General features: G+C 56.4%; 11 protein-coding genes. 8 read left to right on the plus strand and 3 right to left on the minus strand.

The genetic code is table 11. The features are described from left to right. Positions 1-5 precede the first annotated feature (5 nt). Positions 6-1,298 (plus strand): arsenic transporter, encoded by a 1,293-nt coding sequence (locus DFO56_RS04645; protein WP_045508164.1) that lies wholly within the window; start codon positions 6-8, stop codon positions 1,296-1,298. A gap of 8 nt (positions 1,299-1,306) precedes the next feature. Next, a complete protein-coding gene (gene arsC, locus DFO56_RS04650; RefSeq protein ID WP_016495952.1) occupies positions 1,307-1,735 on the plus strand; it encodes a glutaredoxin-dependent arsenate reductase in 429 nt (142 codons plus the stop codon). 65 nt (positions 1,736-1,800) lie between these two features. Here arsC and DFO56_RS04655 read toward each other — a convergent pair whose 3' ends face one another. Both DFO56_RS04655 and DFO56_RS04660 read right to left on the minus strand, forming a co-directional pair. Continuing rightward, entirely contained in the window at positions 1,801-4,098 is a 2,298-nt protein-coding gene (locus DFO56_RS04655) for an FdhF/YdeP family oxidoreductase (RefSeq protein ID WP_045508166.1), read from the minus strand. Between the two features lie 140 nt (positions 4,099-4,238). Beyond that, complete coding sequence (locus DFO56_RS04660) at positions 4,239-5,162, minus strand: LysR substrate-binding domain-containing protein (RefSeq protein ID WP_016495954.1); 924 nt, start codon at positions 5,160-5,162, stop codon at positions 4,239-4,241. A 302-nt stretch (positions 5,163-5,464) separates the two neighbouring features. Here DFO56_RS04660 and DFO56_RS04665 point away from each other — a divergent pair, with 302 nt between their 5' ends. Together DFO56_RS04665 and DFO56_RS04670 are read left to right on the plus strand one after the other, a co-directional pair. Beyond that, the gene (locus DFO56_RS04665; protein WP_016495955.1) at positions 5,465-6,808 is read left to right on the plus strand and encodes a VOC family protein; all 1,344 of its coding nucleotides are present in this window, start codon (positions 5,465-5,467) and stop codon (positions 6,806-6,808) included. Positions 6,809-6,850: 42 nt separating this feature from the next. Beyond that, a complete protein-coding gene (locus DFO56_RS04670) occupies positions 6,851-8,359 on the plus strand; it encodes a carboxylesterase/lipase family protein (protein WP_045508168.1) in 1,509 nt (502 codons plus the stop codon). Here DFO56_RS04670 and DFO56_RS04675 read toward each other — a convergent pair. Then, complete coding sequence (locus DFO56_RS04675; RefSeq protein ID WP_045508171.1) at positions 8,331-9,197, minus strand: LysR family transcriptional regulator; 867 nt, start codon at positions 9,195-9,197, stop codon at positions 8,331-8,333. The two genes, DFO56_RS04670 and DFO56_RS04675, sit on opposite strands and share 29 nt — an antisense overlap. A gap of 111 nt (positions 9,198-9,308) precedes the next feature. On the opposite strand from DFO56_RS04675, the gene DFO56_RS04680 reads away from it, so the two are divergent. From DFO56_RS04680 to rimL, 4 genes are all read left to right on the plus strand, one after another. After that, entirely contained in the window at positions 9,309-10,478 is a 1,170-nt protein-coding gene (locus tag DFO56_RS04680) for a pyridoxal phosphate-dependent aminotransferase (RefSeq protein WP_016495958.1), read from the plus strand. A 12-nt stretch (positions 10,479-10,490) separates the two neighbouring features. Further along, the gene (locus tag DFO56_RS04685; protein WP_097406822.1) at positions 10,491-11,270 is read left to right on the plus strand and encodes an ABC transporter substrate-binding protein; all 780 of its coding nucleotides are present in this window, start codon (positions 10,491-10,493) and stop codon (positions 11,268-11,270) included. Positions 11,271-11,541: 271 nt separating this feature from the next. After that, positions 11,542-13,197 carry a glucan biosynthesis protein D gene (locus tag DFO56_RS04690; protein WP_044489646.1) on the plus strand — a complete coding sequence of 552 codons (1,656 nt, stop codon included), beginning with the start codon at positions 11,542-11,544 and terminating at the stop codon, positions 13,195-13,197. 45 nt (positions 13,198-13,242) lie between these two features. Further along, positions 13,243-13,785 (plus strand): 50S ribosomal protein L7/L12-serine acetyltransferase, encoded by a 543-nt coding sequence (gene rimL, locus DFO56_RS04695; RefSeq protein ID WP_045508174.1) that lies wholly within the window; start codon positions 13,243-13,245, stop codon positions 13,783-13,785.

Below are 13,785 nucleotides of genomic sequence, written 5' to 3' on the forward strand. Positions count from 1 at the left end.
CTGAAATGTTACTGGCTGGAAGCATCTTTATTTTCACCCTCGTGCTGGTTATCTGGCAGCCCAAAGGGTTGAGTATTGGCTGGAGCGCAACGCTTGGCGCGGTGCTGGCGCTGGCCTGCGGTGTGATTCATATGAGCGATATTCCGGTGGTGTGGAATATTGTCTGGAACGCAACGGCGACGTTTATTGCCGTCATTATCATCAGCTTACTGTTAGATGAGTCCGGTTTTTTCGAATGGGCAGCGCTGCATGTTGCACGTTGGGGCAACGGGTGCGGGCGGTTGCTGTTCACTTATATTGTGTTGTTAGGAGCGGCGGTTGCAGCCCTGTTTGCCAACGATGGTGCCGCGCTGATCCTGACACCGATTGTCATTGCCATGTTGCTGGCGCTTGGTTTCAGCCCGCGAGCCACACTTGCGTTCGTGATGGCCGCAGGCTTTATTGCCGATACCGCCAGTCTGCCGCTGATTGTCTCGAATCTGGTTAATATCGTATCGGCAGACTTTTTCCACCTGGGATTCACCGCCTACGCTTCCATCATGGTGCCGGTGGACATCGCGGCAATCGCGGCGACACTTACTATGCTCCACCTCTTTTTTCGCCGTGACATTCCGCAAAATTATGCCGCAGATAAACTGGCAGCACCTGCCCGCGCAATTAAAGATCCGGCGACATTTCGCACCGGCTGGGTAGTGCTGATCCTGCTACTGACTGGCTTTTTTGTGCTGGAACCGCTCGGTATTCCGGTGAGTGCGATTGCGGCTGTTGGTGCGCTTATTCTGTTTGCCGTCGCCAAAAAAGGTGCAGCGATTGATACAAACAAAGTGCTGCGTGGTGCACCATGGCAAATCGTTGTCTTTTCGCTGGGCATGTATTTGGTGGTCTATGGGCTGCGAAACGCGGGGCTCACCGAATACCTTTCCGGGGTTCTGAATCTGCTGGCCAATAAGGGCTTATGGGCGACCACCATCGGCACAGGTTTTATTACCGCATTCCTCTCTTCGGTAATGAACAATATGCCAACAGTGCTGATTGGTGCGCTGTCGATTGATGGCAGCAGCGCAACGGGCGTGCTTAAAGAGGCGATGATTTATGCCAATGTGATTGGCTGCGATCTGGGGCCGAAAATCACGCCTATTGGCAGCCTGGCGACACTGCTCTGGTTGCATGTGCTGGCGCAGAAGAAGATCGCAGTGAGCTGGGGGTATTACTTCCGAACCGGTATCGTGATGACATTGCCGGTTCTTTTTGTCACGCTGGTGGCGCTGGCATTGCGCCTCTCTTTTCCTTTGTCGTGAGAGTACTTATGAGCAACATTACGATTTATCACAACCCTGACTGCGGCACCTCGCGCAACACGCTGGCGCTGATCCGCAACAGCGGTGTGGAGCCGACAATTATTCACTACCTTGAGACACCGCCTTCGCGCGATGAACTCACAACACTGATTGGCGCTATGGGCATTTCAGTGCGTGAGTTGTTGCGCAAAAATGTTGCGCCGTACGAACAACTGGGGCTGGCAGAAGATCGCTTCACCGATGCTCAGCTGATCGATTTTATGCTTGAGCATCCGATTTTGATTAACCGCCCGATTGTTGTTACCTCGCGCGGTACGCGCCTTTGCCGCCCGTCGGAAGTGGTGCTGGAGATCCTGCCTGAAGCGCAGAAAGGCGCGTTTACGAAAGAGGATGGGGAGCAGGTTGTTGATTGCAACGGTAAGCGGATCGCGCCGTAATGCATCCGTAAACCGGTTAAACAGGAAGCGCTTTTGAGAACGCCCGCTGAACGCGGGCGTTGTGATCAGGCAATACGCAGCGTTTCGCGTGTTTTTGCCGGCGTGATAATGACAGGAATGGATTTCGAGGTTGGCGTACCGGTGCCGTCGCCAAAACGCGTCAGCGGAACCAGTGGGTTCGTTTCCGGATAATAGGCCGCCAGGTTGCCGCGCGGGATGTCATAAGCGACAAGACGGAAATCCTCAACGCGGCGCTGCACGCCATCAGTCGACTGGGTTTCAATATCCACCCGGTCGCCATCATTCAGCCCGAGCGCGCGAATATCTTGCGGATGCATAAACAGCACGTCGCGCTGCCCATAAACCCCACGGTAACGGTCATCGAGCCCGTAAATGGTGGTGTTGTACTGGTCATGCGAGCGTAATGTCTGCAGGACAAACGGCGCTTGCGTCTCCGGGCAGACCGACAGCGGCAGGGCGGCGGCGCTGAATTCCGCTTTGCCGGAAGGCGTATTAAAACGCAACTCTGCGGCAGCATTCCCCAGCCAGAAACCACCCGGTTCTTCGCAACGAACATTAAAGTTCTGAAAGCCGGGAATAGTGGCGGCGATATGATCGCGGATCAGGTTGTAATCACCCGCCAGCGCCAGCCAGTCAACCTTGTCACTGCCCAGCGTGGCATGGGCGATGCCAGCGACAATCGCGGTTTCCGAACGCTGCGTGGCGGCCAGCGGTTTGCCAATGCCTTCAGAGGCATGCACCATGCTGAAAGAGTCTTCCACGGTGACGAACTGACGCCCGCTTGCCTGCATATCTTCTTCGGTGCGGCCAAGTGTCGGCAGGATCAGCGACTGTTTACCCGGCATTAAATGGCTGCGGTTCAGTTTGGTGCTGATGTAGACCGTCAGCCCGCAACGGCGCAGCGCGGCGCAGGTCAGTGGCGTATCCGGCGCGGCGGCGGCCAGATTGCCACCGAGGGCAAGCAGCACTTTCACTTCGTCACGCAGCATTGCCGAAATGGCCTCTACCGTATGGTGCCCGTGCTCGCGCGGCGGCTCGAAACTGAAATGGCGAGCAAGGCTGTCGAGCAGGGCAGCCGGCGGTTTTTCGTCAATCCCCATCGTGCGGTTGCCCTGCACATTGCTGTGCCCGCGAACCGGACACAACCCCGCGCCCGGTTTGCCTAAGTGACCGCCAAGCAGTTGCAGGTTGGTGATTTCCCGTACCGTGTCCAGCGAGTGTTTATGCTGGGTAATACCCATCGCCCAGGTACAAATCACCCGTTTTGCGTTCTGCCAGATGGCGGCTGCGTCGCGCAACTGTTGCTGAGTGAGACCGGACTGTTGCTCAATGGTCTGCCAGTCGGTGGCATCGATTTGCGCAAACCACGCGTCAATGCCGTGGGTGTGCTGCGCAATAAAGGCATCGTCAAAAATGCTCGCTTCACCGTTAGCCAGCCGCTGGCGCTGTGTTTCCAGCAACGCTTTCGCCATTCCGCGCACCGCCGCCATATCACCGCCGAGATTGGGCTGATAGTAAGAGGAGCTGATCGCACCCGCCATCGGCGTAACCACTTCCAGCGGTTTTTGCGGATCGGCAAATCGCTCAAGACCGCGTTCGCGCAGGGTGTTAAAGGTGACAATGCGTGCCCCGCGATCGGCGGCGTGCCGCAAGCTGTGCAGCATACGCGGGTGGTTGGTGCCGGGGTTTTGCCCGAAGACAAAAATGGCGTCTGCTTTCTCAAAATCGGCCAGGTGAATGGTGCCTTTACCCACGCCAATGCTGCGTTTCAGCCCCGCGCCGCTCGCTTCGTGGCACATGTTGGAGCAATCCGGGAAGTTATTGGTGCCGACCATGCGGCCAAACAGCTGATAAAGCCAGGACGATTCGTTGCTGGCACGACCGGAGGTATACAGTTCGAGCTGATTGGGGTTATCCATTGCCTTAATATGCTCGCCAATCATCGCCAGCGCATCGTCCCAGGAAATCGGTTCGTAGTGATCGGTTTGCGGGTTGTAACGCAGTGGTTCGGTCAACCGGCCCTGGTATTCAAGGAAATAGTCGCTCTGGCGGTTAAGCGCTGTCACGCTGTGTTGCGCAAAAAAGGTGGCGTCAATCTGGCGACGGGTCGCTTCCCAGGTCACGGCTTTCGCGCCGTTTTCGCAAAAACTGAAGGTACTTTTATTGTCATCACCCCAGGCGCAGCCGGGGCAGTCGAAGCCGCGCGCTTTGTTCATGCGCAACAGGTTGCGCATATTTTTCAGCGCGTTTTTACTGTCAATAACGAAGCGCGTTGTCGCTTCCAGCGAGCCCAGACCACCGGCAGCAGCGTGGTAGGGTTTAATAGCGGTTTTGAATTTCATCTCTTCTTCCGGCTGCGGATTGTTACAGCGTTAGTGTAAGTTGCGTAACAACAACCCTTATTCAACAACCTATTTTTATCACACAATTAACGAGCTATTCACCTGTTGCGCAAACGGAAGAGAAGATAAGCCAGCCGGGATCAACCCGGCATCGTTTTGCGAATCGCCGCTATCAGCGCGTGAGCGGCAGGTGGCAGGGGGCTATCCACGCGGGTGATGATGCCAATCGGATCGCCAATACCGGGCGGCGTAATGGGCAGCGCGACCAGCGAGCCCAGCCGCAAATCATCTTTTACCGCACCGGAAGGGACAAACCACACGTAGTCATATTCCACCGTGAGCTGGCGTGACAGCGACGCGGAAAGCGTCTCCAGGCAGCCAGACGGCAGCGCGCAGTTCTGGCTGGCGAGCAGATCCTCTGTGTTTTGCCGTGGCACGGTGCCTTCCGGCAAGACCACCACTGGCCATTCCAGCACTTTGCTTAGCGTGACGGTGGTTTGCAGCAATGGATGTCGCGGGCGTACCACCAGTTTTAGCGACTCGAGAAACAGCAGCTCATAACTCAAGCCGCTCATCAAATCCGGGTCTGACATGCGACCAATGCCCAGATCCAGTTCACCGGATTTCAGCCCGGCGAGGATCATCGGGTTATTGGCGGTGGCAACCTGAATGGTGATATCCGGCTGCTGCTTGTGCAGCTGGCCAATGACCGCCGGTAAGATCCCCAGCGCGGCGGTCGGCAGCGCGCCGATGCGGATCAGGTCGTTTTTGAGTTCGGTTTTGTGGCTCAGCGACTGCCCGGCAATGTTAACCGCGTCCAGTACGCGAACCGCGTGGGTAAGAAACTGTTCGCCGACCAGCGTGAGTTGCGCGCCCATGCGGCCACGTTCAAACAGGCGCTTACCGGTGAGTTGCTCGAGTTCGTTGAGGGTTTTCGACAGCGCAGGCTGACTTAAGTTAAGGGTTTCAGCCGCGCGCCCCAAAGTTCCTTGTTGAGCGACGGCAACGAATGTATGCAAATGGCGCAGACGAATGCGCTGTGAAAACAGACCGTTTTTTTCCATAAGATGATGTTAAAAACCGTGCAGAACCGCTGGCAAGTTAAGTTGTTTAATTTTGATAACCAGATAGCAAAATATTATTAACATTTAATCTCTTTGAGTTACAAACGGATTCTGCCCGCAATGTGACGTAACCTGCATGTTGATAAGGGTTTTTGGCGGCGCTGTTCCATAATCTTTCGTTATGTTCGTTACCGCGCGGCGCACGCGCGTTTTCTGCCACGATCACACTTTGTAAATTTCCCATCACGCACGTAAAAAGGCTTCTCTACACTCCAGAGAGAACACACTGGAGGGATTACACTATGGCGTACAGCATCACGGCTGATGAGATTCGGGAACAATTTTCACAGGCGATGTCAGCCATGTACCAGCAGGAAGTTCCACAATACGGCACGCTGCTGGAGCTGGTCGCGGATGTGAATCTGGCGGTGCTGGAGAACAACCCGCGTCTGCATGAACAACTGGCCAACGCCGATGAATTAGCGCGGCTCAATGTCGAGCGTCACGGCGCCATCAGGGTAGGGACGGCCGAGGAGCTTTCTACTTTGCGGCGCATGTTTGCCATTATGGGGATGTTTCCGGTCAGCTATTACGATCTCTCGCAGGCGGGCGTTCCGGTGCACTCCACCGCCTTTCGCCCGATCGAAGACGCGGCGCTGGCGCGTAACCCGTTTCGTATTTTTACCTCGCTGCTGCGCCTGGAGCTTATCGAGAACGACACGCTGCGTGATAAAGCCGCCGCCATTCTGGCAAAGCGTGACATATTCACCCCGGCATGCCGCCAGCTGATTGAGCTGCATGAACTGAATGGCGGTTTTACCCCGCAGCAAGCCAAAGCCTTTGTTGAGGAAGCGCTGGAAACGTTCCGCTGGCACCGCCATGCCACGGTGGATGCGCAAACCTATCAGGCGCTGCATGATGAGCACCGCCTGATTGCCGATGTGGTCTGTTTCCCTGGCTGCCATATCAATCACTTAACGCCACGCACGCTGGATATTGACCGTGTTCAGGCGCTGATGCCGGAGTACGGCATAGAACCGAAAATCCTCATTGAAGGGCCACCGCGTCGCGATGTGCCGATTTTGCTGCGCCAGACCAGTTTCAAAGCGCTGGATGAACCGGTGCTGTTTAACGGTGAGCACCAGGGCACGCATACCGCGCGTTTTGGCGAAATCGAACAGCGTGGCATCGCGTTAACGCAGAAAGGGCGCGCCCTCTATGATCAACTGCTGACCAGCGCCGGAACCGGCAAAGATAACCTGACGCACCAGTTGCATTTGCAGGAGGTGTTTAAAGCCTTCCCTGACAGCGAGATGCTGCTGCGCAAGCAGGGGCTGGCGTGGTTCCGCTATCGCCTGACGCCAACGGGTGAAGCGCACCGGCAGGCGATTCATCCCGGCGACGATCCCCAGCCGTTGATCGAGCGCGGCTGGGTGGTGGCGCAACCCATTACCTATGAGGATTTTCTGCCGGTCAGCGCGGCGGGGATCTTCCAGTCTAACCTCGGCAACGAAACCCAGGCGCGTAGCCACGGCAATGCCAGCCAGGCGCAGTTTGAGGCCGCGCTGGGTTGCCCGGTGTTCGATGAATTCACACTCTATGCGGAAGCCGAAGCGCGCAGCAAACGGCGTTGCGGTCTGCTGTAAAACAGGTAATCTGCCAGAAATCAGTTATTTCTGGATATTGTTATGGAAAATCCATTAACGCCGCTGGCACACACCCGCCAGGGCAGTGTGCTGGGATGCAGTGAAGACGCCTTTCATGTCTGGCGCGGTATTCCCTTTGCCGCGCCGCCCACTGGTGCGCTGCGCTGGCGCGCGCCACAGCCGCCGCAACCCTGGCAGGGGGTGCGCATCGCCGACACGTTTTCCGCCGCCAGCTGGCAAAACAGTGATTATTGCCAGCAGGTCGGCGGCGGCGATCCGGGGAGTTTCTCCGAAGATTGTCTCTATCTGAATATCTGGTCACCGGCTTCGCGGACAAAACCGCTGCCGGTGATGGTCTGGCTGCACGGCGGCGGGTTTACTATCGGCTCCGGCGGGTTGCCGCCGTATGACGGAAAAGCGCTTGCGGCACGCGGCGTCGTGCTGGTGACGATCAATTATCGCCTTGGCCATCTTGGCTTTTTCGCCCATCCGGCGCTTGAGCAGGAGAGCGGTGAGCGTGTCTACAACTTTGGCTTGCTTGATCAGATAGCCGCGCTGCGTTGGGTACAGGAGAATATTGCTGCTTTCGGTGGTGATGCGACAAATGTGACGCTGTTTGGCGAATCGGCGGGTGCGCGTAGCGTGATGGCGCTGATGGCCTCGCCGCTGGCAGAAGGGTTGTTTCACAAAGCCATTATTCAGAGCAGTTATACCTTGCCGGATACGCCGCGCGAAGCGGCGCTGGCAAAAGGTGAAGCGATTGCCGCACATTTTGGCCTGGAAAATGCCAGTGCCGGGCAGCTGCGCGCGCTGCCGGCAGAAGCCTTCTGGCCGCTGGAAGCGCCATTGAAAATTGCGCCTGCGCCCATCGCGGGTGACTGCGTGTTACCGGAACCGATGCTTGATACCTTTTTCGCCGGTCGACAACATCCGATGCCGGTCATTATCGGGTCGAACAGTGATGAAGCCAGCGTGATGGCCGAGTTTGGCGTCGATCTCGCCGGGCAAATCGAAAAGATGCGCCGCGAACAGCGGCTCGGACTGGGGCTTATCCGCCTGCTTTATCCGGGGGTGAAAGGGGATGCAGAACTGGGTCGCCAGGTGTGCCGCGATATGGCCTTTACCACGCTTGGCCTGGTGGTGATGCAGGCGCAGCAGCGTGTCGGGCAACCCTGCTGGCGTTACTGGTTTGATTATGTTGCCGAAGCGGCACACGACACCTATATCAACGGCGCGTGGCACGGTAATGAAGTGCCGTATGTATTCGACAACCTTATGCTTTCGGAGCCGTCCTGCCATTATGTCAACCCGCGCGATCTCGCCTTTGCCGCGCATATTGCCGATTACTGGGGCCGTTTTGCCGCCCAGGCCAGTCGCCGTACAGAAGCGTTACCCGGCCCGGTCAACTGGCTGGCCTGCGTGCGCGGCCGCGATCGGTTGTTACGCATGGGATTGAATAAACATGCAGGATTTCGCCTGGTTAACCGCTTTATGCGTGCCCGTCTGAGCTTCTTTCGCCGGGTTATGCGCCACCATGTGAAGCTTGATTAGCACTCAGTAACCCCTCTCTGAACGCCGCCAGCCCGGCGGCTTTATTCTCCGTTTCCCGCAGCACCAGGCGGTAACTGGCACCGGTTTTGACACTCTGTGAAAACGGGCGTAGCAAGCGTCCGGCCTCGATATCTTCCGCTACCAGCGTTTCATCGGCGATGGCCATCCCCAGCCCCTGAATGGCGGCGGTAATGGCTAAATCCATGGTGTCGAAGTGTTGATTTTTACTCATGACGGGCTGAAAAGCGCTTTGTCTTGCCAGCCACAGCGACCAGTCGGTTTTATCCCGCGTCGGATGTAATAACGTGGCGGTTTCCAGCGCATTGCGCTGCGCCAGCGCGTGGCTAATCACCGGCGTTAGCGCTTCCTCAAACAGCAGATCCCCGGCGCTTAATTGGGTGCCAAACACAATCGCCGCGTCATAAGGTTCTGTTTTGAAGTTAATGGTGTGATCGGTGGTAGTCGTCAATGCCACCTGTAATTCCGGGTAACGTTGTTCCAGATTCACCAGTCGCGGCACCAGCCAGCGAATCGCACAGGTCGGCGCTTTCAGGCGCACCACCGTTTGTTGCGAGCGCGCCTGCAAGGCGACCGCTACCAGTTGTTCATACGCGCCGCGCAGTTCCGGTAACAGGGCGCTGCCCTGCGGCGACAGGTGTAAACCGCGCGCGTGGCGCTCAAACAGCGGAAAGCCGAACCAGTTTTCCAGCGCGGCGATTTTGCGGCTAACCGCGCCTTGTGTCAGGCACAACTCTTTTGCTGCGTGCGTCAAATTAAGATGGCGGGCGGTGATCAGAAAAGCGTCGATGGCATTGAGCGGCAAAGTTCGGGGCGACATGACAACTCCAGCTATGCAATTTATTCATGGCTATTATGACAACAATTCGGTTGTCGGCTCAACAGGGTTTAGTTTGAATGGTTATGCACTTTTTATGTGAAAGGATCAGGCATGACTCTGCGTACCCCGGTGAAAACTCGCTCCAAATTACCCGATGTCGGCACCACCATTTTTACCGTTATCGGCCAGCTTTCCGCCGAACATAATGCGATAAACCTTTCTCAGGGCGCGCCCAACTTTCCTTGCGATCCGCAGCTGATTGCCGGGGTGACGCGTGCCATGCAGGCCAATCATAACCAGTACGCATCAATGACCGGTCTGCGCCCGTTAAAAGAGCGGATTGCGCAGAAAATCAGCGAGCTGTACCGCACGGATTACGACGTAGACAGTGAAATTCTTATCACCGCCAGCGCCAGCGAAGGGTTGTACTCCGCTATCAGCGGGCTGGTGCATCCGGGTGATGAAGTGATTTACTTTGAACCCTCGTTCGACAGCTACGCGCCCATTGTCCGTTTGCAGGGCGCAACGCCTGTAGCCATCAAACTGACGGTGCCGGATTTCGCGGTGAACTGGAACGAAGTGCGCGCGGCAATCACACCGCGCACGCGCATGATTATCGTGAACACGCCGCACAACCCCAGCGGGCAGGTGTTTTCCCGCGCCGATCTTGAGCAACTGGCGGCGATCACCCGGCACACCGATATTGTGATCCTCTCCGATGAAGTTTACGAACATGTGGTATTCGACGGCGAGCCGCATCACGGCATGGCAACCCATCCGCAACTGGCGGAGCGCAGCGTGATTATCTCGTCGTTTGGCAAGACCTACCATGTGACGGGCTGGCGCGTGGGATACTGCGTTGCGCCTGCGGAACTGATGGATGAGATCTGCAAAGTACACCAGTTTTTGATGTTTTCCGCCGATACCCCCATGCAGCATGCCTTTGCTGATCATATGCGTGACCCGCAGGGTTGGCTGTCGCTGGCGGCGTTTTACCAGCGTAAGCGCGACCTGCTGCAAACCTTGCTCGCTGAGTCGCCGTTTCGTTTACTACCCAGCGCCGGATCGTTTTTCCTGCTGGCGGATTACAGCCACTTCAGCGATGAAAGCGACAGCGAGATGGTAAAAAGGCTGATTATTGACTGCGGGGTCGCCACCATTCCGTTGTCGGCGTTTTATACCGATGGTACAGATAACAAGTTGATCCGCCTCTCTTTTGCGAAAGACGAGGCAACATTAAGAGCAGGCGCGCAGGCCCTGTGTCGTGTTAAGCCACGCTAAGGAGCGTTAATGATGAAATTTAAAGCACTCTGTCTGGGCATGGGTTTGCTCTGCTCATTCTCCTCATTTGCCGAAAACGCGCTGCGTTACGGCGTGGAAGCGGAATATCCGCCGTTTGAAAGCCGCAACGCGTCAGGCGAACTGGAAGGTTTTGATATCGAACTGGGGAACGCTGTCTGCAAAGCGGCGCAACTGAAATGTAGCTGGGTGGAAACCTCGTTTGACGCCTTGATCCCAGGGCTGACTGCCAAGAAATTCGATGCCATCAACTCGGCGATGAACATTACCGAACAGCGGCGTAAAAGCATCGATTTCACCCAACCGATTTATCGCATTCCATCACAACTGGTCGGCAAAAGTGGCGACGGCATGGAAGCGACCGCCGAGGGGCTGAAAGGCAAAACCATTGGCGTGTTGCAGGGATCAATTCAGGAAACCTACGCCAAAGAGCACTGGGAAAAGCACGGTGTCACGGTGGTGTCGTATAAAGATCAGAATATGGCGTGGGGAGATTTGCTGAACGGCCGCATTGACGCCTCACTGGTGATGTCGGCGGCGGGGCAGGCAGGTTTCCTCAGCAAGCCGCAGGGGAAAGGGTTTGGCTTTATTGGCAAACCGGTATCGGACGATACGATCCTCGGCAGTGGTATCGGTTTCGGGCTGCGTAAAGGTGATGAGGCCACCAAAAAGCAACTTGATGCCGCCATCGATAAAATCCGCGCTGATGGCACCATCAAAAAACTGGCGGAGAAGTACTTCCCCGGCATTGATGTTAGTGTCAGCGCACAATAAAGCATGACCACTCTGGCGCCTGCCGTTGATGTCCGGCAGGCGCTTTTTTATTTCCGCCGCAAACGCCTGCCGTTATACAGATCTTTACGCCGCTTTCGGGCTGCTCTTATCGACAGAAAATATTTCATGTTTCGTTCATATATTCGGCAGCCAACAATTGGATTCTCAATGAATTTTGTCTAGAGTGATGCGTTCATTAATGAACGCTTTTGCCGCTGTTTCGCGCCATCGCGAAATGCCATTTGACGACCAGAAGGACGTGTTACCAGGCATGAACCGCAGACGATTTATTCAAGCATCCATGGCCCTTGCCGCAACTTACGGCACCACCGGTGTTGCATCGCTCTTTTCCCGCGCGGCGTTCGCGGCGGAAACGGACATCGCCGATGGCCAGAGCCGCCGTTTTGATTTCTCCGTGCTGCAGTCCATGGCGCACGATCTGGCGCAACAGCAGTGGGGCGGCGCGCCAAAAGCGCTCCCCAATACGCTGGCGAACCTGACGCCGCAGGCTTACAACAGCATTCAGTACGATGCGCAGCACTCGCTGTGGAACAACGTTGATGGCCGCCTGCTGGACGTGCAGTTTTTCCACGTCGGCATGGGATTTCGCCGCCGCGTTCGCATGTTCTCCCTCGACCAGGAGACGCACCAGGCGCGTGAAATTCACTTCCGCCCGGAGCTGTTTAACTACCACGACGCGGGCGTCGATACCAAACAGCTGGAAGGGCAAAGCGATCTCGGTTTCGCCGGTTTCCGCGCGTTTAAAGCGCCTGAACTGGCGCGCCGCGATATCGTCTCGTTCCTTGGCGCAAGTTATTTCCGCGCGGTAGACAGCACCTTCCAGTACGGTCTTTCCGCACGCGGCGTGGCGATTGATACCTTTACCGATACGCCGGAAGAGTTCCCGGATTTCACCGCCTTCTGGTTTGAGACGGCCAAACCCGCCGACACCACCTTTACCGTTTATGCGTTGCTCGACAGCCCGAGTATTACCGGCGCGTATAAGTTCGTGATCCACTGCGAAGAGAGCCAGGTGATCATGGATGTCGATAACCGCCTGTATGCGCGCAAAGATATTAAGCAACTGGGTATCGCGCCGATGACCAGTATGTTCAGCTGCGGTAATAACGAGCGCCGCGTCTGCGATACCATTCATCCGCAAATCCACGACTCCGATCGTCTGGCGATGTGGCGCGGGAACGGCGAGTGGATCTGCCGCCCGCTGAACAACCCGCAAAAATTGCAGTTCAACGCTTATCAGGATGAAAACCCGAAAGGGTTCGGCCTGCTGCAACTCGATCGTGATTTCTCCCACTACCAGGATGTGATGGGCTGGTACAACAAACGTCCGAGTCTGTGGGTGGAGCCGCGTAACAAGTGGGGCAAAGGGGCGGTTAGCCTGATGGAGATCCCGACCACCGGCGAAACGCTGGATAACATTGTCTGCTTCTGGCAGCCGGAAAAACCGGTCAAAGCGGGCGATGATTTTGCCTTCCAGTACCGCTTGTACTGGAGTGCGATGCCGCCGGTGCGTTCTCCACTGGCCCGCGTTTACGCCACCCGTACCGGCATGGGCGGTTTCCCGGAAGGCTGGGCGCCGGGCGAACACTATCCGGATAAATGGGCGCGTCGTTTCGCCATTGATTTTGTTGGCGGTGACCTGAAAGCGGCCGCGCCGAAAGGCATTGAACCGGTGATCACGCTTTCAAACGGGGAAGCGAAACAGGTTGAGATCCTCTATGTCGAACCGTTTGACGGTTATCGTATTCTGTTCGACTGGTATCCGACCAATGATTCCACCGATCCGGTAGACATGCGTCTGTTCCTGCGCTGCCAGGGCGACGCCATCAGCGAAACCTGGCTTTATCAATACTTCCCGCCTGCGCCAGACAAACGTAACTACGTTGATGACCGCGTCATGCGCTAAACCCACTTCGCCCCCGTCAGGGGGCGAATGCTTTATGGAGCCGCAATGGACGATACCGTTATACCGGTGAATGACCATCTGACGCTGCATGCCGCCGACGAGCGGTTTGTGCACGATCTGCACCAGTTAATTGTCAAAAACCGCGACTGGCTACAGCAGTTTCTCAACTGGCCGCAGTCGGTCACGTCCGTTGATGACACCCGTAAAACCGTGCAGAGCAATATACTGTTGCACCAGCGCGGCTACGCCAAAATGTTCATGATTGTGCGCGACGATGTGCTGGTGGGCGTGCTGGCGTTTAACGCGATAGAGCCGTTAAACAAAACGGCTTATATCGGCTACTGGCTGGATGAAGAGTGCCAGCGTCAGGGGATATTGTCTCAGGCCATGCAGGCAATGATCGATTTTTATGCCCGCCGCGGCGATATCCGCCGCTTTGTCATCAAATGCCGGGTGGCGAATCATGCCAGCAATCAGGTTGCCGGGCGCAACGGCTTTACGCTCGAAGGCTGCCTTAAACAGGCGGAGTTTCTCAACGGCAGCTACGACGATCAGAATATCTGGGCGAAGATCGTCGATAAGGCCTGA

The sequence above is a fragment of the Kosakonia sp. AG348 genome (assembly GCF_003337365.1).
GTDB lineage: Bacteria > Pseudomonadota > Gammaproteobacteria > Enterobacterales > Enterobacteriaceae > Kosakonia.

Bases quoted from the DNA above. Each gene is read 5' to 3' on its own strand.
- DFO56_RS04645 (WP_045508164.1), top strand. From the start codon at position 6: ATGTTACTGGCTGGAAGCATCTTTATTTTCACCCTCGTGCTGGTTATC.
- DFO56_RS04690 (WP_044489646.1), top strand. From the start codon at position 11,542: ATGAACCGCAGACGATTTATTCAAGCATCCATGGCCCTTGCCGCAACT.
- DFO56_RS04670 (WP_045508168.1), top strand. From the start codon at position 6,851: ATGGAAAATCCATTAACGCCGCTGGCACACACCCGCCAGGGCAGTGTG.
- DFO56_RS04675 (WP_045508171.1), bottom strand. From the start codon at position 9,197: ATGTCGCCCCGAACTTTGCCGCTCAATGCCATCGACGCTTTTCTGATC.
- rimL (WP_045508174.1), top strand. From the start codon at position 13,243: ATGGACGATACCGTTATACCGGTGAATGACCATCTGACGCTGCATGCC.
- DFO56_RS04680 (WP_016495958.1), top strand. From the start codon at position 9,309: ATGACTCTGCGTACCCCGGTGAAAACTCGCTCCAAATTACCCGATGTC.
- DFO56_RS04685 (WP_097406822.1), top strand. From the start codon at position 10,491: ATGAAATTTAAAGCACTCTGTCTGGGCATGGGTTTGCTCTGCTCATTC.
- DFO56_RS04655 (WP_045508166.1), bottom strand. From the start codon at position 4,098: ATGAAATTCAAAACCGCTATTAAACCCTACCACGCTGCTGCCGGTGGT.
- DFO56_RS04660 (WP_016495954.1), bottom strand. From the start codon at position 5,162: ATGGAAAAAAACGGTCTGTTTTCACAGCGCATTCGTCTGCGCCATTTG.
- arsC (WP_016495952.1), top strand. From the start codon at position 1,307: ATGAGCAACATTACGATTTATCACAACCCTGACTGCGGCACCTCGCGC.
- DFO56_RS04665 (WP_016495955.1), top strand. From the start codon at position 5,465: ATGGCGTACAGCATCACGGCTGATGAGATTCGGGAACAATTTTCACAG.